A 20487-nucleotide genomic window follows, 5' to 3' on the forward strand; every position below is an offset into this window, starting at 1 on the left:
GGAAGGGAGGCACGCGTGACCACGAACATCCTCGAGATGCGCGGCATCACCAAGACGTTCCCGGGCGTGAAGGCGCTCCAGGACGTCACGCTGAACGCCGAGCGCGGCGAAGTCCACGCGATCTGCGGAGAGAACGGCGCCGGCAAGTCGACGCTGATGAAGGTGCTGTCGGGCGTGTACCCGCACGGCACGTACGAGGGCGACATCGTCTTCGAGGACGAGGTGATGCAGTTCGCCAGCATCCGCGACTCGGAGGCGAAGGGCATCGTCATCATCCACCAGGAGCTGGCCCTCAGCCCCTACCTCTCCATCGCGGAGAACATCTTCCTCGGCAACGAGGTCCGCGGCTTCGCCGGTCTGATCGACTGGAACAAGACCAACCAGGAGGCGGCCTCGCTGCTCGCCCGGGTCGGCCTGAAGGAGAACCCCACCACCAAGATCCAGGACATCGGAGTCGGCAAGCAGCAGCTCGTCGAGATCGCCAAGGCGCTCTCCAAGCGGGTCAAGCTGCTCATCCTCGACGAGCCCACCGCGGCGCTCAACGACGAGGACTCCGATCACCTGCTCGACCTGATCCTGCACCTCAAGGAGCAGGGCATCACCTCGCTGATCATCAGCCACAAGCTCAACGAGATCAAGAAGATCGCCGACACCGTCACGGTCATCCGGGACGGCAAGACGATCGAGACGATCGCGCACGACGACGTGACGGAAGACCGGATCATCAAGGACATGGTCGGCCGCGACCTCGACCACCGCTACCCGGACCACACGCCGCACATCGGCGAGGAGATCCTCCGCGTCGTCGACTGGACCGCGCACCACCCGCAGGACCCGACCCGCGTCATGGTCGACAAGGTGAACCTCACCGTGCACCGCGGCGAGATCGTCGGCATCGCGGGCCTGATGGGCGCCGGCCGCACCGAGTTCGCGATGAGCCTCTTCGGCCGCTCCTACGGCAGCCGCATCTCCGGCCAGGTCTTCAAGGCCGGCAAGGAGATCAAGATGCGCAACGTGTCGGAGGCGATCGCCCACGGCCTCGCCTACGCCACCGAGGACCGCAAGCACTACGGCCTGAACCTGATCGACGACATCAAGCGGAACATCTCGCTCGCGTCGCTGCCCAAGGTGTCCAGCGCCGGACTCGTCGACGACAACCGCGAGTTCGAGGTCGCCAACGAGTACCGCGGCAGCATGAACATCAAGTCGCCGACCGTGCTCGCCAAGACCGGGAAGCTCTCCGGCGGCAACCAGCAGAAGGTCGTCCTGTCGAAGTGGATCTACTCCGACCCGGACGTCCTGATCCTCGACGAGCCCACCCGCGGCATCGACGTGGGTGCGAAGTACGAGATCTACACCATCATCAACAAGCTCGCGGCGGAGGGTAAGGGGATCATCGTCATCTCCTCCGAGCTGCCCGAGCTGCTCGGCATCTGCGACCGCGTCTACGCGCTGTCGGAGGGCCGCATCACGGGCGAGCTGCCCATCGCCGAGGCCACGCCCGAGGCCGTCCTCACCCTCATGACCCAGGAGAAGCAACGATGACCGATCTGCAGAACACCCCGCCGACGGCGGCGGGAGCGCAGGTGAACCCCACCGAGAACGCGTTCACCAAGCGCCTCAGCCACGTGCTGGGCGACCTGGGCAAGAACGGCATCTTCATCGCCCTGATCGTGGTGGTGCTGCTGTTCCAGATCATGACCAACGGGATCCTCCTGCGTCCGCAGAACATCTCGAACCTGATCGTCCAGAACGGCTACATCCTCATCCTCGCCATCGGCATGGTGATGGTCATCGTGGCCGGGCACATCGACCTCTCGGTCGGCTCGATCGCCGCGTTCGTCGGCGCCATGTCCGGTGTCTTCGCCGTCAACATGGGCCTGCCGTGGTTCGTCTCGATCGTGCTCTCGCTGCTCATCGGAGCTCTGGTGGGCGCCTGGCAGGGCTTCTGGATCGCGTTCGTGGGGATACCCGCGTTCATCGTGACCCTGGCGGGCATGCTGATCTTCCGCGGCCTGGCGCTCGTCGTCCTCGGTAACGCGAACATCGGCTCCTTCCCGATCGAGTACCGCGCCCTGGGCAACGGCTTCCTCACCGACCTGTTCGGCGAGACCACCGGTCTCGACCCGCTGTCGCTCGGCGTCGGCGCGCTCGCGATCGTCGCGTTCACCGTGCAGTCGGTGCGCACCCGCCGCGGCCGCCAGAAGTACAACCAGGGTGTCGAGCCCGGCGCCTGGTTCGTCACCAAGCTCGTCCTCATCGCTGTCGTCGTCGCCGCGTTCGCCTTCGCGCTCTCGTCGTTCAAGGGCATCCCGGTGACCCTGATCGTCCTGGCCGTCCTCGTCCTCGTCTACGGCGTCGTGATGAACCGCTCGGTCTTCGGCCGCCACGTCTACGCCATCGGCGGAAACCTGCACGCCGCGGAGCTCTCGGGCATCAAGACGCGCAACGTCACCTTCTGGCTGTTCGTCAACATGGGCGTCCTCGCGGCGCTGGCCGGCCTCGTCTTCACCGCCCGCCTCAACCTGGCGGGCCCGAAGGCCGGCGACGGCTTCGAGCTCGAGGCCATCTCGGCCGCGTTCATCGGTGGCGCGGCCGTCCAGGGCGGCGTCGGCACCATCGGCGGCGCGATCCTCGGTGGTCTGATCATCGGCGTCCTGAACAACGGCATGTCGATCATGGGCATCGGCATCGAGTGGCAGCAGGCGGTCAAGGGCCTCGTGCTCCTGCTCGCGGTCGCCTTCGACGTCTACAACAAGCGCCGCTCCGGCGGACGCTAGCCGCTCCGGTCGTGGCCGACTGGTCGCGGTTCCTGCCGCTCAGCTCCGGAGCCTCGGTCGACGAGTCGGGGGTCAGCAACGACTGGCGCCCGCTCGTCGCGGATCGGCTCGACCGGCTCGCCGTCCTGGCCGCCTCCCCCTCCTTCGCGGAGGGCGGGGCGGCCAGTGCCGTCTCCACCCCTCTTCTCGGCGCCCTCGTCGTGCGGCTCTCCAGCAGCACGACGCAGCGGCTCGCCTCCCGCCTCGGCGCTCGCGAGGCCGCCGATCCCCCCGCCCCGGCAGCGCTGCCGGCGGCGCTCACCGCCCTCGCCACCGCCCGCCGCGCCGGCCGCGGTCCCTCCGGCGTCGCCGAGCTGATCGAGGCCGTCCGGGTCGAGCTCGCCCTCGCCCCCGAGACCGTGCTCCCCGAGAAGGTGTCCGGCGCCGTCGCGCTCGACCGCTCCCTCCGCGCACCGCTGGCCATCCGCGCCGCGGCCCGCGGCAGCTCCCTCGTGCCGACGGACGCCTCCTGGTCGCTCGGCTCCGGCCCCGCCGTCCGCGCCCCGGCCGGCGAGATCCTGCGCTTCCTGCTCGACCTCGGCCCGTTCCCCACCTCGGCCGACTGAGAGGCGCGTCTCGCGCCACAGGGAACGACGGACGCGATCCGGGTGAACAACGGATGTGACAATGTTTCACATCCTCTGTTCACCCTCACGTCAAGGAGCGCCATGACCCCGCGACACAGTTCCCCCAGATCCACCTCCGGCCGCCGTCACACCGCACGAGCCCTCGACATGACGGTCTCGGCAGCGCTGTCCCTCGTCCTCCTCGGCGGCGCCGCGACCGCCGCGCACGCCGACGAGGCGTCGCCGGGGACGGCGACCGTCACCGCGCACACTGCGACCCCGTCGCCCGCGCCCGTCCCGGTCCAGCACCCCGGCGTCAACGCACGCCTCGTCGGCACCCTCGACAAGAAGGACGGCGAACCCGCCAGCACCAGCACCACGATCACCTGGCACATCGAGGCCACCAACACCGGCGACGTCACCCTCAAGGACTTGAACGGCAGCCACACCGACCTCGCTCCCGGCGAGACCACCACCCACCTCTTCTGGCAGACCAAGCTCACCCAGGAAGAGATCAACGCCCACACCGCCACCTTCGCCGCCAACCTCTCCGCCACCACCCCCGACGGCACCCCCTACAACTCCCCCACCCTCCACGGCTCCCTCGCCCTCCCCGTCGAGCACCCCGGCGTCAGCGCACGCCTCGTCGGCACCCTCGACAAGAAGGACGGCGAACCCGCCACCACCAGCACCACGATCACCTGGCACATCGAGGCCACCAACACCGGCGACGTCACCCTCAACAACCTCAACGGCACCGACACCGACCTCGCCCCCGGCCAGACCGCCACCAACGGCTACTGGCAGACCAAGCTCACCCGGGAAGAGATCGACGCCGGCACCGCCACCTTCGCCGCTACCCTCTCCGCCACCACCCCCGACGGCACCCCGTACAACTCCCGAACCATCACCGGATCCCTCACCCTCCCGGTCCAGCACCCCGGCATCGACGGGCACTTCACCGGCGTCCTCGACACGAAGGACGGTGAACCCGTCACCGCCGGCACCTGGATCACCTGGACCGCCGAGCTCGCCAACACGGGCGACATCGAGCTGAGCACCATCGACGGCATCGACGTGGCTCTCGCCCCCGGCGAGACCACCGACCAGTTCTCCTGGAGGAGCCAGGTCACCCAGGCCGACCTCGACGCCGGCACCGTCAGCGTCAGCAAGACCTACGACGCCACCACCCTCGCCGGCACCCGCTACACCTCCGGTGCCGTCACCGGCACGCTGGCCCTGCCCGCTCCCGCCGAGCGCCCCAGGCTCTCCGGAGAGTTCGAGGGGCACCTCGAACTGAAGAACGGCGAAGCCGTCAAGGTCGGCACCCGGATCGCCTGGATCGCCTACCCCATGAACAGCGGCGACGTCGAACTCCGCAACATCAACGACACGAGCATGGCCCTCGCCCCTGGCCAGCCCGCGCCCTACTACCAGGTCCGAGCCGAGGTCACCCAGGCCGACCTCGACGCCGGGAGCATCACCTTCAGCCGCACCTTCTCCGGCACCACCCCCCTCGGCACCCGCTACTCCACCCCCTTCACCGGCACCCTCACCCTGCCGACGGGACCGGCAGCGGGCTGACACGACCCTGGGGCCATGGCCGCTGACGACGAGACCGTTCGGCGGCAGCGGCCCCGCCTCGGCCGGGAGCACGCCTGCGTAGCATCGAGGCATGACGCGCTCACTGCCGAGAAGCTCCCCCTCCGCCCACGAACTCGACGCCGGTGGCGTCCTCGACCTGCTCGACGCGATCGAGGCCGCTCCCGGCGTCGAGCTGCACGGCCTGATGGTCGTGCACGCCGGGGCAGTGGTCGCCGAGGGGTGGTGGGCGCCGTACTCCGCCGAGCGGCTGCACCTGCTCTACTCGCTGAGCAAGAGCTTCACCGCCGCGGCGGTCGGCCTCGCGGTGGGCGAGGGCCTCGTCGACCTCGATGCGACCGTCCTCTCCTTCTTCCCGGAGCTGAACGCCGAGATCACGGATCCGCGGTCACGGGCGATCCGCGTCCGCGACGTCCTCGCGATGGCGAGCGGTCACTCCGCCGAGACCATCGACCGGGCGCGCGAGCTCGATCCCGTGGACATGGTCCGCGGCTTCCTGCTGCTGCCGCCGGAGCAGGAGCCGGGCAGCGTCTTCGCCTACAACCAGCCCTGCACCTTCGCCGCCGCCGCGATCGTCCATCGGGTGAGCGGCCTGCCGCTGACCGAGTACCTCCGCCCGCGCCTGCTCGACCCGCTCGGGATCGGCGAGGTCGCCTGGATCCGCGACGCCTCGGAACGCGAGATCGGCTACAGCGGGATGCACACGACGACGGAGGCGGCCGCCGCCCTCGGGCAGCTCTACCTCCAGGACGGGCGCTGGGGTGACGCGGCGATCCTCTCGCCGGAGTGGGTCGCCGAGGCGTCGACCGCCCACGTCGCCACTCCCCCGGCCGACTCCCCCGACTGGAAGCAGGGCTACGGCTTCCAGTTCTGGCGCTCGCTGCACGGCTACCGGGCCGACGGCGCCTACGGGCAGTTCAGCCTGATCCTGCCCGAGCACGACCTCGTCGTCGCGATCACCGGGCAGAGCACCGACACGGGCGCACTCCTCGCCGCGGTCTGGGAGCACCTGCTGCCGGCGGTCGGCCGCGGCTCGACCGTCGAGGCCGACGCGCGACTGCTCGCGCGCCTCGGCTCGCTCGGGCTCGCGCCGCTCCCTGCGCTGCCCACGGCGCCGGAGCCCGGGCGCTTCTCGCCCGCGGCCGGGTCGGCGATCCGCTCGCTGACCGCGCTGGAGATCGCGGGCGACGCGGCCGGCTGGTCCCTCGCGCTGATCGAGGGCGAGGAGCGGCTGCTGCTCGCCCCCGGCTCCGGCGAGTGGACCGTCACGGACGCGTTCGCGGCGAGCGCCGACTCCGGCGAGGGCGGGGCCCTCCTGGTCGACGTGCTCTTCCTCGAGACGCCGCACCGCCTGCACCTCGCGCTCGACCCCACCGCCGGCACCTTCACGGCGCACTGGGAGACGGAGCCCCTGCACGACGGCCCGCTCGCGCAGCTGCGCGCCCCGCGCTCCCTGCTGGCCGAGTAGCCCCGCCAGGGGCGTCTCGAGAATCGCCGCTCAGCAGGCCGGCTCTGCAGACCCGACTCCTGACGGTGGTGGATCTCGATACGCCCGCTCCGCGGGCTACTCGATCAGCATGAACTCCTACCCCCCGATGGGCGGACCTCACATCGCAACGCTCCCCGCCGCATGCTGGTCGAGTAGCCCCGCAGGGGCGTATCGAGACCCGCGTCCTCCAGCGGAGCGGCACTCACCCCTCGCCAAGTGTTGACGTCGCCATGTACGGTCGAGAAGCGGTGTTTGCGTGAACATCGGTCCGGCGTGCAAAGGAGCACAGCATGAGTCCTCGACAGCGATCCGTGGCGGCGGGAGTGGCGGCCCTCCTCGCGGCCGTCCTCCTCGGAGCGGGAGCGTCCCCCGCGGCGGCCGCCCCCTCCGGCGTGGTCACCGACCCGAACGACGGAGTCCCGCGGACGAGTCCGCCGCCCGTCTACACCGACTACCCCGCGATCCAGGACCCGGGCCGCGCCGCCGCCGACTACTTCCAGCCCTCCTGGTACGACACCGACGGGCGCCACATCCAGGCGCACGGCGGCCAGATCGTCACCACGCAGGAGAACGGCCAGGAGGTGCAGTACTGGTACGGCGAGGACCGCACCAAGGGCTACTGGAGCAGCCCCGGCGTCGCCGTCTACCGCTCGACCGACGGCCACAACTGGGAGAACAAGGGAGTCGCGCTGCGCAGCGTCGCCACTCCCGACGACCTGAAGTCCCCCTACTTCGACGCCCTCTACGACACCGTCGACGACGCCGGCCAGCCGCGTGCCGACCGCATCGCCGAGCTCGACTACCACCTGGACACCACGCAGGCCTCGCCGAACACCGCGATCTTCGAGCGGCCCAAGGTGCTCTTCAACGAGAAGACCGGCAAGTGGGTCATGTGGTGGCACTCCGACGGCCGGATCACCCCCGGCGGCAGCACCTACGCCCGGTCGATGGCGGGAGTCGCCACCTCCGACAGCCCGACCGGTCCCTTCACGATGCAGGGCGTCTACCGGCTCTACAACCGGTCGAACTACCAGGCCTGCACCACCTCAGCGGTCCCCGGCCAGGCGCGCGACATGACCGTCTTCCAGGACGAGGACGGCACCGCGTACATCTCCTACTCCTCCGAGGAGAACTACTCCCTCTACATCGCGAAGCTCGACGCCGACTACACGAACGTCGAGCGCACGACCACGACGGACACCCTCGACGCCGGCCAGTACTCGGCCGACGGCACCTACCCCTACGTCTTCGCCGACGGGAAGGCCGGAGCGCCGGTCCGCGGCACCGACTTCCAGATCGTGAAGGAGTGCGGCCACCTCGAGGCGCCCGCGATCTTCGCGAACGGCGGGAAGTACTACACGATCGCGTCCGGAGCCACCGGCTGGGCGCCCAACCCGCAGACCTACTACACGGCCGACTCGATCCTCGGCTCGTGGATCCGCGGAGTGGAGAAGGGCGACGTCAACGAGAACGTCGCCTACAACGCGATCCCCGAGGGCGGCGACGGACTCCTCTCCGTCGGCGACACCCGGAAGACCACCTTCGGCTCGCAGTCGACCAACGTGCTGACGCTCGCGCCCGGGAAGTACGTCTACATGGGTGACCGCTGGGCCGACGGCGAGTCCAACTCGAACTACGTCTGGCTGCCGATGACCATCGGCGAGAACGGCCGACTCGAGATGCGCAACCCCGCCGTCGAGGACCCGGCGCGCTGGGCCGCGGGCTGGAACGAGTCCTACTGGGACGACAAGGGCGTCGGAGCCGGCACCTGGTCGGTCGTCGACGACCGCCTCCCCGACGCGGTGCGCCGGAACGCCGACGTCGCCGCCGTCCTGCCCGCCACGGTCTCGGTGAAGACCGACACCGCCACCCGCGACGTCGCGGTCACCTGGGCGCCCACCGGCCCCGCGCTCCTGGGCACGCTGACGGTGACGGGCACGCTCGCCGCCGACTCCGAGTTCGCGCGCGGCCGCACCTTCACCCGCACGATCGAGGTCGCGGAGCCTGGGATCGCGAATCTCGCGCCCGGCGCCTCGCTGACGGTCTCGAGCCGCGCCGACCTCGCGCCGACGCTGATCGACGGGAACGTGAAGGCGAAGGGCTGGGACGACTGGACCGGCACCGGCTACCCCCGCGACAGCCGGCTCGCCTTCTCCTGGAGCAGCCCGCAGAACCTCGACTCGGTGACCGTGCACGCCTTCAAGGACGGCGCGACGGCGACCTGGCCCTCGCGCATCGAGGTCGAGTACCAGGTGAACGGTGCCTGGACCACGAGCACCGTCGCCGCGACCCTCTCGCAGGCCGCGACCGACGCCGCGCCGACGGTCGCTCTCGATCTGTCCTCGCTGCCGGACACCACCGGCCTCCGCCTGCACCTGACGAGCGCCGCGAACACCTGGCAGTCGATCGCCGAGGTGCAGATCTGGGGCACCGCGCCGCCGGTGAACGTCTGCCGGGTGAAGGGCGCCGCCGTCTCGGCGTCGTTCAGCCAGACCAAGTGGGCGACCCTGCCCGCCGGCAACGCCTGCGACGGGAACGTCGCGACGGCGTGGTCGACCTGGACCGACCAGGCCTTCGCCGGCAGTGCGGACTTCACGCTGACGAACACGGAGGCGCACCGCGTCGCCGGGCTGTCGTTCACGAACACCGAGGGCACCCTGGCCTCGGTGAGCATCGCCTACCGCGGCACCGACGGCGTCTGGCGCCCGACGTCCGCGCAGAACGTCGCTCCGGCGGCGAACGGCGCGCTGACGACGATCCCCTTCACCGCGGTCGACGCCACGGGGCTGAAGCTCAGCTTCTCGACGCCGAACTCGTACCTGAAGATCACCGAGATCGTCGTGCCCGAGGCGGCCGCTCCCGCCCTGAAGGTCCCGGCCGTCGTGTCCTCGCGCTGCATCGCCGGCAAGGCGGTGCTGTCGGTGACGGCGACCAACGGCGAGACCGCCCCGATCGGCGTCACCGTCTCGTCCGCGTACGGGCAGAAGGCCTTCGCGAGCGTCGCGGCCGGCGCGAACGCCAGCCACAGCTGGACCACCCGCCAGGCGTCGATGCCGTCCGGCGAGGTCACCGTGACCGCGACGTCCGGCCCGTCCACCCTCGAGCAGAAGGTGAGCTACCCGGCCCGCACCTGCTGACGGCCCGGATCTCGATACGCCCGCTCCGCGGGCTACTCGATCAGCATGAACTGCCGCCCTCGCTTGCTGAGCCGCAGCCCACGCGCATGCTGGTCGAGCAGCCGCGCAGCGGCGCCTGTCATGCTGGTCGAGTAGCCCCGCAGGGGCGTATCGAGACCCACCGCCCTCAACAGGGCGGGTCTGCAGACTCGCCTTCTGACGGTGGTGGATCTCGATACGCCCGCTGCGCGGGCTACTCGATCAGCATGGAGCGCTGCCCTCTCTGCATGCTGGTCGAGTAGCCGCGGCACGCGGCGTATCGAGACCCACCCACCGGCTGCACCCGGAAGCGGGGTGACCCCCGCCGTCCCCGCACTGATAGGAATCTCGAGTCGGCGCACCGCCGCGGCCGGCAGAACGGGAACCTCAGTGATCCGCACCACCCGCGCCGTCCTCGCGACCGCGGTCCCCACCGCCGCCCTCGCGCTCAGCGTCCTCCTCGCCTCGGCGGCCGTCGCTCCGGAGGCGGTCACCGCCCCGGAGAGCACGCCGACCTCCGCGCCCCTCCCCGTCCCGACGGCGACCGCCTCCTCGACGGCACTGCCCTGGCCGTCGTCGGCCACGCGCAGTGGCCGCGACTCCGACACGGACGCGGCGACCGCCTGCTGCACGATCCCCTCGGCCGAGAGCACCTCCGCCCCCGCCGCCCCCGTGGAGGACGTCGACCCGGAGGGCTCCCCCGACAGCACCTCCCCGACCGCGACTCCCGCGCCCCAGGACCCCGAGCGCCTCCCCGAGCAGCAGGACGCCGGCGGCGTCGACGTGGGCGTCAGAATCGACCCGCCGACCGGTCCCGGAGCCCTGTCGATGACCGTCGCCGGATCGGCCGCCACACTCGTCGAGTCCGGCTCCACCCCCCTGCGCCGGCAGTTCCTCGGCGCCCTGCCCAGGATCACGGTCACCGACACCCGCGACCCCGCGCAGGGCCCGGCCGCCTCCGGCTGGTACGTCCTCGGCACCGCGAGCGACTTCACCGGAGCGAGCGGCGCCTCGATCGGCGCGGCGCACCTCGGCTGGACCCCGGAGCTCGCCGGCTCCGGCGGCGCGGTCTCCGCCGGCCCCCGCGTCTCCGGTGTCCTCGACGGCGGCTCGGGCGTGCGCGACGCGGTGCTCGTCGGCGCCGACGACGACTCCCCCGCTCAGGCCGGATCCTGGTCCGCGACCGCGGACCTGATCCTCGCCACCGAGCCGACCGTCGCCGCGGGCGCCTACCGCTCGACGCTCACCCTCTCGCTCTTCGAGTGAGGCCCGCGCGGCTTCCGCAAGCCGCAGGGCGGCGGGTTCTCAGTCCTGCGCGACCGCGACCGTGACGACGAGCGCCGAGTGCACCACCGGCTCCGAGACCGCGAGGTAGCCCTCCGCGCCCTCGATCCACGCCTCCGTCGCGCCCTCGCGGGTGCGGAAGAGCACCGCGTCCCCGCTCGAGGATCCGCGGCCGTCGGCCTTGGTCACGGCCCGGGTCCGCAGCTCCTGCAGCACCTCCTCCGCGCTCGCGCTCCCCGACGCGATCCGCTCGCGCACCGCACGGGTCCGGGCGGCGGCGATGCCGATCCCGCGACCGGTGGCCAGCGCGGCGACGACGGCGCCGTCGCAGTGCGCGATGCTGATCCGCATCCGCTCGAGCGCCGGGTGGTCGCCGCCGAGCACCGGGCGGCCGTGCGGCCCGCCGCACTGCTCGCAGCGCGCGTCGACGCGGACGTCGAGCGGATCGATCCCGAGCGTCTCGGCGGCGAGCTCGCGGACGAGCACCCGGCCGAGGAGGAAGCCGTCGCGCGCCTCACGGCGGCCGGTGGCCTCGTAGCGCAGGCGCTCGGCGAGGGTGAGCAGCCGGAGCATCCGGTGCCGGGCGGAGTCGAGCACCTCGGGGCGCGCCCAGCGCAGCTGGACGTCGTCGGTGGCGAGGAGGGGGAGACCGGTCATGCGCCGCACGGTACGCCGCGCAGGCGACATCGGCGTGACGGTCCGGTGGCCGGGCGGCGTCCGGGCGGACACAGCCGGGGAGCATCCGCGTCGTCTTGAATGGGGCGGGTGCAGACGTTCCTCCCCGTCCCCGATCTCCGTGCGAGCGCCCGCGCCCTCGACAGCAAGCGGCTCGGGAAGCAGCGGATCGAGACGCTGCAGATCATGCGCGCGCTCACCGTGCCCGGCTACGGCCGGCAGCACCACCCCGCCGTGCGGATGTGGCGCGGCTACCGGCCGGCCGTGATGGCGTACCAGCGCGAGACCTGCGACGCCTGGACCGACCGCGGCTTCGCCGACACCTGCCTCGAGAAGACCGAGGCGGCCCTGGCGCTCGACCCCGAGGACGCCGCACGCTACCGGGCCGGCCAGATCGAGCTGCCGCCCTGGTTCGGCCGCGACGACGTGCACCTCTCGCACCGCTCGAAGCTGGTGGAGAAGGACCCGGAGCACTACGCGCCGCTCTTCCCGGACACGCTGCCCGGGCTCGACTACGTCTGGCCGGTCACCGGCTGACGACCCGCCGCAGGGGCACGATCCGGACGCCCGCCGACGCTCGAGCGGGGCACGAGGTGCGCTTCGCCCGCGCACAGGTCCTTTTCAGGCCCCGGACCGGCCCTTCGTCATTCCCGGGTCTCGGGTTAGTCTGTCGGGGTTGACCCGGCGCAGATGGGCGTCCGGGGCGTCGGTGGCGGCCGTCGCGATGATCGGGGGTTACCCGAAGGAGAAGGTTTGGCGTCCGACAGCAGGACAACCGGTGGCGTGATCAAGGCGGTCGTGGGCTTCCTCGGCATGAGTGTCGTGGCAGGAGTCCTCGTGACCGCCACCGTCACTCCTGCCGTGGCGATCGCCGGCGTCGCCGCGAACCAGTCCATCGGAGTGTTCGACGGTCTCCCCGAGTACCTCGAGGTCGACAAGCTCTCCGAGAAGAGCAACATCTACGCGACCCGCGCGGACGGCTCCCCGCAGCTGCTCGCCTCCTTCTACGTCGAGAACCGCATCGAGGTCCCGCTGGACCAGATCTCGCAGTTCGCGAAGGACGCCGCCGTCTCCGGCGAGGACCCCCGCTTCTACGAGCACGGCGGAGTCGACCTCCCCGGCACCCTGCGCGCCGTCGCGCAGACCTACGTCCTCGGCAACGACACCCAGGGCGGCTCCTCCATCACGCAGCAGTACGTGAAGAACGTGCTGGTCGAGAAGGCCGTCCGCAACATCACCGACGAGGCCGAGCGCGCCGCCGCCATCGACGCCGCGACGCGCACCTCCCCCGAGCGCAAGCTCCGCGAGATGAAGCTCGCGATCGGCCTCGAGAAGGAGTACTCGAAGGACCAGATCCTCCAGGGCTACCTGAACATCGCGTTCTTCGGCGGCACCACCTACGGCATCGAGACCGCCGCCAACTACTACTACAACACCACCGCCGCGAACCTCACCGTCGCCCAGGCCGCGAGCCTCGTCGCGATCGTGAACAACCCGGCCGTGCTCCGCCTCGACCAGCCGGACAACCCCGACAACGGCGCCGCGAACGGCTACCAGCGCAACAAGGACCGCCGCGACTACATCATCGGCAAGATGCTGGAGGAGGGGAAGATCTCGCAGGAGGATCACGACGCCGCCATCGCGTCGCCGATCGAGCCGCAGATCACCGAGCCGAGCACCGGCTGCTCCACCGCCGGGGACGCGGGCTACTTCTGCGACTACGTCACCAACATCCTCAAGAACGACCCGGTGTTCGGCGACGACGAGGACACCCGCTGGACGAACTTCCGCCGCGGTGGCCTCGACGTCTACACGACGCTCGACGTCGACCTGCAGAACGCGGCCGTCGCGGCCGTGAACGCGCAGGTCCCGCAGACCTGGAACTTCGACGTCGGAGCGGTCTCCGTCAGCGTCGAGGTCGGCTCCGGCCGCGTCCTCGCGATGACGCAGAATAAGAAGTACTCGCAGGACCCGGACGTCCTCGCGGCCGACCCCTCCTACAGCGCCATCAACCTCAGCACCGACCGCGCCTACGGCGGCTCCTCCGGCATCCAGCCCGGCTCCACCTACAAGCTCTTCACCCTGGTGGAGTGGCTGAAGGAGGGGCACAGCATCAACGAGTCCGTGGACGGGACCCGGAAGCCCATCTGGGGGTCCTTTGAAGATTCTTGCGCGCCCGGGGGCACGAACTACGTCGCCTCGACCAGCGCCAAGAACGACGAGGGCGGGAACGGCCAGGTCGGCACCGCCGTCGACTTCACTCGGACCTCCCTCAACACCGGCTTCGTCGGCATGGCCCGCGAACTCGACCTCTGTGCGATCCGCAACACGGCGGTCGACATGGGCGTCAAGCAGGGCAGCGGCGAGGAGCTCGAGCACAACCCCGGCTCCGTGCTAGGGACGAACGACGTCTCCCCGCTCTCGATGGCCGGCGCCTTCGCCACCATCGCCTCCGGCGGATCGACGTGCGACTCGATCGCGATCGACAAGATCGTCGATGCGACCGGCGCCGAGCAGCCCGTCCCTGCAGCGAACTGCCGCCAGTCGATCGACCGCAACGTCGCCGCGACGGCGGCGATCGCCCTGCAGTCGACGTTCTCCGGCAACGGCACCGCCTACCAGTCGCGAACCGGCGACGGCATCCCGCTGATCGGCAAGACCGGGACGACCGATGACGCGAAAGCGACCTGGATGACCGGCGCGAGCACCCGTGTTGCAACCGCGGTCGGCGTCTTCAACATCAAGGGCGACGCGAACCTCCGCCTCGGACGCTATTCGTTCGACACCGGCTCCGCCGCGACCGCCCGGCACCGGATCTGGCCCGTCGTGATGCGCGCAGCCGATGCTCGCTACGGCGGCACGGCGTTCCCCGAGGCCGACGGATCGCTGCAGGTCGTGCCGCGAGTCAACGTCCCCGACGTGACCGGCCTCTCGGTCGGCGACGCCCGGGCGAAGCTCGAGTCGGCCGGCTTCAGCGTGAGCGAGGGGGCCGCCGAGGCGAACTCGGCCGCGTCCGGCACGGTCGTCCGCCAGAGCCCCTCCGGCACCGCGACCCGCGGCACCACGGTGACGATCATCCCGAGTTCGGGCCCGGCACCCGCTCCCGCTCCGACCGCGGAACCCGCCGCTCCGGCCGCCCCAGCGGCCGGTCAGCAGACGGTGCCGAACGTGGTGGGTCAGGACCTCGAGACCGCCAAGGCCGCGTTCGCCTCGGCCGGCTTCTCCAAGATCACCCTGTCCTGCACCGAGAACGGCAACGCCCCCGACGCCGGCCAGGTCACCGGCCAGGACCCCGCCGGCGGCACCGGCGTCTCCCCCGACGCCACCCTCCGCGTCGCCATCACCGCGAAGAAGTGCCCGTAGCCACCACCCCCGGCACCTGAAACCGCCTCCGGCTCGCGGAACCCCCCCCCGGTTCCCGCGAGCCGGAGCCGTTTCCGCGTGCCCGAGGCCGAGCCCGAGCCCGAGCCCGAGGCCGAGCCGAACGATCGACCCGCCCACGCCTGCATGCTGGTCGAGTAGCCCCGCAGGGGCGTCTTGAGACCCACCGTCCCCAGCACGCCAGGTCTGCAGACTCGTCTCCCGACATCGGCGGATCTCGATACGACCGCTCCGCGGTCTACTCGATCAGCATGGACGTGGTGCGGCCGAGCCTGCAGCAGCACCGCGAGCATGCTGGTCGAGTAGCCCCGCAGGGGCGTATCGAGACCCACCGTCCCCAGCAGGCCAGGTCTGCAGACTCAGCTTCTGACATCGGTGGATCTCGATACGACCGCTCCGCGATCTACTCGATCAGCAGGAGGGTCCGCGTCAGCCGCGGCCGCGCAGCGCGCCGACGATGGCGACCGTCGCGTAGTGCACGATCAGCGCCGCGATCCCGAAGCAGGCCAGTCCGCCGCTCGCCTCCGACCAGGGGCGGTGTGCGTCGGTCATGCTGCCGGGCATCACGATGTCGAGGGCGAAGAAGCCGACCGCGAGTCCGAAGCAGACGAAGCTGATGACCAGGAGCGCGCGGACCGCCTTGCCGACCGGGTCGTAGTAGCGCGGGTTCGTCATCGTGCCTCCGGTTCTCGTCCCTCGTGTCTACCCACCCGCGCCACCCCCCGCAACCACTCGACACCCGCCCCCGCACCGTCCCCGGACGCACGAAACCCCCGGCCTCCCCCTCCGCGAGATGCCACTTGTGCACGCGACACGCCGTGAAAAGCGTGCACAAGTGGCATCTCGCGGGAGGGACGCCGGGGGCGTCCGCTCACCAGACGGTCAGGCTGCCAGGGGGAGGGTCGCGTTCGAAGTGACGACGAGGTCGCCGGCGACGGCGTCGACGCGGACGGCGCCGCCGTCGGTCACGTCGCCGGAGACGAACAGGTCGGCGATGCGGTCGTCGACCCAGCGCTGCACCAGGCGGCGGAGCGGCCGGGCGCCGTACTGCGGCTCGTAGCCGTGCTCGGCGAGCCAGTCGACCGCGGCCTCGCTGACCTCGAGCGACACCTCGCGCGAGGCGAGGCGAGCACGGCTGGCCTCGAGCACCAGCCCGACGATCTCGCGCAGCTGCGCACGGCCCAGCCGGCGGAAGAGCACGATCTCGTCGATCCGGTTGAGGAACTCCGGTCGCATCGCCTCGCGGAGCCGGCCCATCACGCGGTCGTGCAGGTCCTTCTCCGAGGCGAAGCCCTCGGCCGACTCGTCGCTCTGCGCGACGAAGCCGAGCGCGCCGGAGCGCGAGGCGAGGAACTCCGACCCCAGGTTCGAGGTCATGATGATCACCGTGTTCCGGAAGTCGACCGTGCGGCCCTGACCGTCGGTCAGGCGTCCGTCGTCGAGCACCTGCAGGAGCAGGTTGAAGACGTCCGGGTGGGCCTTCTCGATCTCGTCGAAGAGCACGACCGAGTACGGGTTCCGGCGCACGCGCTCGGTCAGCTGACCGGCCTCGTCGTAGCCGACGTACCCGGGAGGGGAGCCGACCAGTCGCGAGACGGTGTGCCGCTCGCCGAACTCGCTCATGTCGAAGCGGATCACCGACTGCTCGTCGGCGAAGAGCGAGCCCGCGAGGGTGCGGGCCAGCTCGGTCTTGCCGACGCCGGTCGGGCCGAGGAAGAGGAACGAGCCGACGGGCCGCGAGGAGTCGCCCATCCCGGTCCGGCTGCGGCGCACGGCGCGGGCGACCGCGGCGACCGCGGCGTCCTGGCCGATGACGCGCCGGTGCAGCTCCGTCTCGAGCTGCGCGAGACGGTCGCGCTCCCCCTCGGTCAGCCGCGACACCGGGATGCCGGTGGCACGGGCGAGGACGGCCGCGATCTCGGCCTCGCCGACGACCGCCTCCTGCGAGACGGCTCCGCCGGCGGTCGCCGCGTCGAGCGACGCCTGGACCGCGGTGATCTCGTCGCGCAGGCGCGACGCCTCCTCGTAGTGCTCGGCCGAGACGGCCGCGTTCTTGTCGCCCTCGAGGGTGGCGAGCCGCGCGAGCAGGGCGTCGGTGTCGACACCCGCGCCGAGCTTCAGGCGCAGACGTGCGCCGGCCTGGTCGATCAGGTCGATCGCCTTGTCGGGCAGCACCCGGTCGGGCAGGTAGCGGGCGGAGAGCTCGACGGAGGCGCGCAGGGCGTCGTCGGTGAAGGCGACGCGGTGGTGCTCCTCGTAGGCGCCGCGGAGGCCGTGCAGGATCGCCACGGCGTCCTCGATGCTCGGCTCGCCGACGCGCACCGGCTGGAACCGGCGCTCGAGGGCCGGGTCCTTCTCGATGGTGCGGTACTCCTTGAGCGTGGTCGCGCCGATCAGGTGCAGCTCGCCGCGGGCCAGCCGCGGCTTGAGGATGTTCCCCGCGTCCATCCCGCCCTCGCCCGCGCCACCGGCGCCGACGACGGTGTGCACCTCGTCGATGAAGACGATCAGCTCGCCCGAGTGGGCCGCGATCTCGTCCATCGTCGTGGTGAGGCGCTCCTCGAAGTCGCCGCGGTAGCGGGTGCCCGCGAGCATGGCGGGCAGGTCGAGCGAGACGACGCGCTTCTCGCGCAGCTGCTCGGGCACCTCGCCGGCCACGATCGCGCGGGCCAGGCCCTCGACGACCGCGGTCTTGCCGACGCCGGCCTCGCCGACGAGCACCGGGTTGTTCTTGGTGCGACGGCTGAGGATCTCGACGGCCTGCTCGATCTCCTCGGAGCGGCCGATCACCGGGTCGAGCCGGCCCTCGCGGGCGAGCTCGGTGAGGTCGGTGCCGAACTTGTCGAGCATCGGGGTCTCGGACGCGGGCGCGCCCTGCTCCGGGACGGGCTGCTCGCCGGCGACCGTCTCGCGCAGGCCCTGGGTGAGCGCCTCCGCGGTCACGCCGGCGCGGGCGAGGACCTGTCCGGCGGGCGCGTCCTGGCCGAGGACGAGCGCGAAGAAGAGGTGCTCGGGGTCGATGTAGGTCGAGCCGCTGGAGCGGGCGACCTGGTAGGAGTGGAAGAGCGCGCGCTGGGCGCTCGGGGTGATGGTCGCCGCGTTCTGCGAGGCCGGGGCCTCGCTCGCCTGCGGCAGGCGCGCCTCCGTGGCGGTCGCGATGGCGCCGGGGTCGACGCCGATGCGGCGGACCGCCTGCGACACGGCCTCGTCGTCGACGAGGACCCGCAGCACGTGCAGGGCGTCGAGCTCGGTCTGGCCGCGCTCGAGAGCGAAGCGCCCTGCGGACTGCAGGATGCTCTGGGTGCGTGCGCTGAGGAAGCGGCTGAGGTCGATGGACCGCGCCGCGCGGGCGCGCTCACCGTCGAGGTAGCGGGCGAGGAAGTCGTCGAACGAGCTCGCTCCGGCCTCGTTGTAGTTGTCGGGCACCAGTCCTCCTGAAAGAGTTGAGTCACTTGCACTCAAGTTCAACGCAGGGGGCCCTCCCCTATTCCCGCCCGCGAGATGCCACTTGTGCACGCCTCTCACGGCGTGTCGCGTGCACAAGTGGCATCTCGCGGAGGGGGCAGACGAAGAGGAGGCACGGACCCTGTCCGGTCCGTGCCTCCCTGTGCGCCGACGCGCGTTTCTCCGGGGTGGGAGCTCTAGGGGACGATGTGGCCCGCGGCGCGGAACAGCTCGTACCACTCCGGCCGGGTGAGCGGCAGGTCGGAGCCGAGGGCTGCATCGCGCACGCGCTGCTCGTTCGTCGTACCGAGGACGACCTGCATCTTCGCCGGGTGGCGGGTGATCCAGGCGGTCGCGACGGCGAGGGGCGGGACGTCGTACTGGGCGGCGAGGCGGTCGAGGACCGCGTTCAGCTCGCCGTACTCGGGGTTGTCGAGGAAGACGCCGGTGAAGAAGCCGCTCTGGAACGGCGACCAGGCCTGCACGGTGATGTCGTTGAGGCGGCAGTAGTCGAGGATGCCCGCGTCGCGCATCACCGACTGGTCCTCGGCGATCATGTTCGAGGCCACGCCCTGCGCGATCATCGGCGAGTGCGTGATCGAGAGCTGCAGCTGGTTCGCGACGATCGGCTGGTTCAACGACTTCTTGAGCAGCTCGATCTGGTACGGCGTCTGGTTGGAGACACCGAAGTGCTTGACCTTGCCGGCGGCGTGCAGCTCGTCGAAGGCGCGGGCGACCTCGTCGGGCTCGACCAGCGCGTCGGGGCGGTGCAGCAGGAGCACGTCGATGTAGTCGGTGCGCAACGCCTTCAGCGAGCCCTCGACCGACTGCATCAGGTGCTCGTAGGAGAAGTCGAAGTACGGGCCGTCGCCGACGATCCCGGCCTTGGTCTGCAGGACGACCTGCTCGCGCTCGGAGGAGGTGAGCGCCAGCGCCTCGGCGAAGCGCTCCTCGCAGCGGTGCAGCTCGCCGCCGTAGACGTCGGCGTGATCGAAGAAGTCGATGCCGGAGTCGCGGGCGGTGCGGACGAGGTCGCGGATGGCGTCGTCGGTCATGTCGGGGATGCGCATGAGGCCGAGGACGACGTTCGGGGAGTCGAGGCCGGAGGCGCCGAGGGGGACGTGCTTCAAGGGAGTGCTCCTTCGTTGGATACCTCGACCACGGTACGGGCGCCGCCTGTGCGCCGTCCAACAGGGGGTGCTGGTGCGATTCATGCGCCGGAGTGGTGAATCGAGCGCCTTGCCGAGGAGACGCCGCGGTGGGAGGCTGCCGCCATGACGATCGAGGTGCGCCCGGCCACCGTCTTCGACGACCTGGCCGCGATGAACGGCCCGAAGCGGCACGACGCGAGCGTGTGCTGGTGCCTGAGCTACCGGCTGCTCTCCTCCACCGTGAACAACGCCCTGCGGGGTACGGCGCGCGGCGACCGGATGCGCGAGCTCGTCGCGCAGGACCCGCCTCCCGGCGTCCTCGCCTACGACGGCGGCGAGGTGGCGGGCTGGGCCGCCGTGCACCGCCGCGCCGACACGAGCTACGCGAAGAACCGGAGGATCCCGCACGTCGACGACCTCGACGTCTGGAGTGTCTGGTGCATCCGGGTCCGCCCCGGCTTCCGCAAGCGCGGGATCTCGCACGCCCTGCTCGCCGGCGCCGTCGACTTCGCCCGCGCGCACGGCGCCCCGGCGATCGAGGGCTACCCGGTCGACAACGCCGGCGCGCGGGTCGAGCAGACGATGGCCTACGTCGGCACCCGCGCCCTCTTCGAGAAGGCCGGCTTCTCGCACGCGGCCGACACCACCTCGGTGCTGAACGGCTTTCCGCGCGTGCTGATGCGGCTGCCGCTGAAGTGATCACGCCGAGAAGCAGTGATGGCCGCGCTTCATGCTGATCGAGTAGCCCGCGGAGCGGGCGTATCGAGATCCACCAGCGTCGGACGAAGGTCTGCAGACTCGGGCTTCTGAGGAAGGCGGGTCTCGATACGCCCCTTCGGGGCTACTCGACCAGCATCATGGGACGCCCGCGGGCGTCTCGGGCCCGCTCCGTTTCGGCACAGACGAGGAACGGCTCCTCAC

The 20487-nt window shown here is 71.1% G+C and carries 14 protein-coding genes; 10 read left to right on the forward strand and 4 right to left on the reverse strand.

The features are described 5' to 3' along the window. Positions 1-15: 15 nt before the first annotated feature. From mmsA to EDF22_RS12585, 7 genes are all read left to right on the forward strand, one after another. Positions 16-1545: a multiple monosaccharide ABC transporter ATP-binding protein gene (gene mmsA / locus EDF22_RS12555; RefSeq protein WP_123705243.1), complete on the forward strand. Its 1530-nt coding sequence runs from the start codon at positions 16-18 to the stop codon at positions 1543-1545. Then, positions 1542-2780, forward strand: a complete 1239-nt coding sequence (mmsB, locus tag EDF22_RS12560; protein WP_123447756.1) for a multiple monosaccharide ABC transporter permease — start codon at positions 1542-1544, stop codon at positions 2778-2780. Before mmsA ends, mmsB begins: the two co-directional genes overlap by 4 nt. Before the next feature lie 11 nt (positions 2781-2791). Then, entirely contained in the window at positions 2792-3385 is a 594-nt protein-coding gene (locus EDF22_RS12565) for a hypothetical protein (protein ID WP_123705244.1), read from the forward strand. Between the two features lie 168 nt (positions 3386-3553). Next, positions 3554-4969 carry a hypothetical protein gene (locus tag EDF22_RS12570; protein ID WP_123705245.1) on the forward strand — a complete coding sequence of 472 codons (1416 nt, stop codon included), beginning with the start codon at positions 3554-3556 and terminating at the stop codon, positions 4967-4969. A 91-nt stretch (positions 4970-5060) separates the two neighbouring features. Then, a complete protein-coding gene (locus EDF22_RS12575) occupies positions 5061-6455 on the forward strand; it encodes a serine hydrolase (RefSeq protein ID WP_123705246.1) in 1395 nt (464 codons plus the stop codon). A gap of 311 nt (positions 6456-6766) precedes the next feature. Beyond that, complete coding sequence (locus tag EDF22_RS12580; protein WP_123705247.1) at positions 6767-9613, forward strand: glycoside hydrolase family 43 protein; 2847 nt, start codon at positions 6767-6769, stop codon at positions 9611-9613. 408 nt (positions 9614-10021) lie between these two features. Then, a complete protein-coding gene (locus EDF22_RS12585) occupies positions 10022-10897 on the forward strand; it encodes a hypothetical protein (RefSeq protein ID WP_123705248.1) in 876 nt (291 codons plus the stop codon). A gap of 39 nt (positions 10898-10936) precedes the next feature. Here the strand turns inward: EDF22_RS12585 and EDF22_RS12590 are convergent, their stop codons facing one another. Next, positions 10937-11572, reverse strand: coding sequence for a 4'-phosphopantetheinyl transferase superfamily protein (locus EDF22_RS12590; protein ID WP_123705249.1), 636 nt, complete (start codon positions 11570-11572; stop codon positions 10937-10939). Between the two features lie 99 nt (positions 11573-11671). On the opposite strand from EDF22_RS12590, the gene EDF22_RS12595 reads away from it, so the two are divergent. Both EDF22_RS12595 and EDF22_RS12600 read left to right on the forward strand, forming a co-directional pair. Then, positions 11672-12127, forward strand: a complete 456-nt coding sequence (locus tag EDF22_RS12595) for an MSMEG_6728 family protein (protein ID WP_260303442.1) — start codon at positions 11672-11674, stop codon at positions 12125-12127. 216 nt (positions 12128-12343) lie between these two features. Further along, complete coding sequence (locus tag EDF22_RS12600) at positions 12344-14953, forward strand: transglycosylase domain-containing protein (protein WP_185038902.1); 2610 nt, start codon at positions 12344-12346, stop codon at positions 14951-14953. A 447-nt stretch (positions 14954-15400) separates the two neighbouring features. On the opposite strand, the gene EDF22_RS12605 is transcribed toward EDF22_RS12600, so the two are convergent. From EDF22_RS12605 to EDF22_RS12615, 3 genes are all read right to left on the reverse strand, one after another. Continuing rightward, positions 15401-15646: a hypothetical protein gene (locus tag EDF22_RS12605; protein ID WP_123447765.1), complete on the reverse strand. Its 246-nt coding sequence runs from the start codon at positions 15644-15646 to the stop codon at positions 15401-15403. 207 nt (positions 15647-15853) lie between these two features. Next, complete coding sequence (locus EDF22_RS12610; RefSeq protein WP_123705252.1) at positions 15854-18397, reverse strand: ATP-dependent Clp protease ATP-binding subunit; 2544 nt, start codon at positions 18395-18397, stop codon at positions 15854-15856. 215 nt (positions 18398-18612) lie between these two features. After that, positions 18613-19545, reverse strand: coding sequence for an aldo/keto reductase family oxidoreductase (locus EDF22_RS12615; RefSeq protein ID WP_260303443.1), 933 nt, complete (start codon positions 19543-19545; stop codon positions 18613-18615). 144 nt (positions 19546-19689) lie between these two features. On the opposite strand from EDF22_RS12615, the gene EDF22_RS12620 reads away from it, so the two are divergent. Next, positions 19690-20265, forward strand: a complete 576-nt coding sequence (locus EDF22_RS12620; protein WP_123705254.1) for a GNAT family N-acetyltransferase — start codon at positions 19690-19692, stop codon at positions 20263-20265. Positions 20266-20487: the final 222 nt, after the last annotated feature.

Origin of the sequence: Rathayibacter sp. PhB127 (assembly GCF_003751665.1) — a bacterium.
In the GTDB taxonomy this organism is placed as follows: Bacteria; Actinomycetota; Actinomycetes; order Actinomycetales; family Microbacteriaceae; genus Rathayibacter; species Rathayibacter festucae.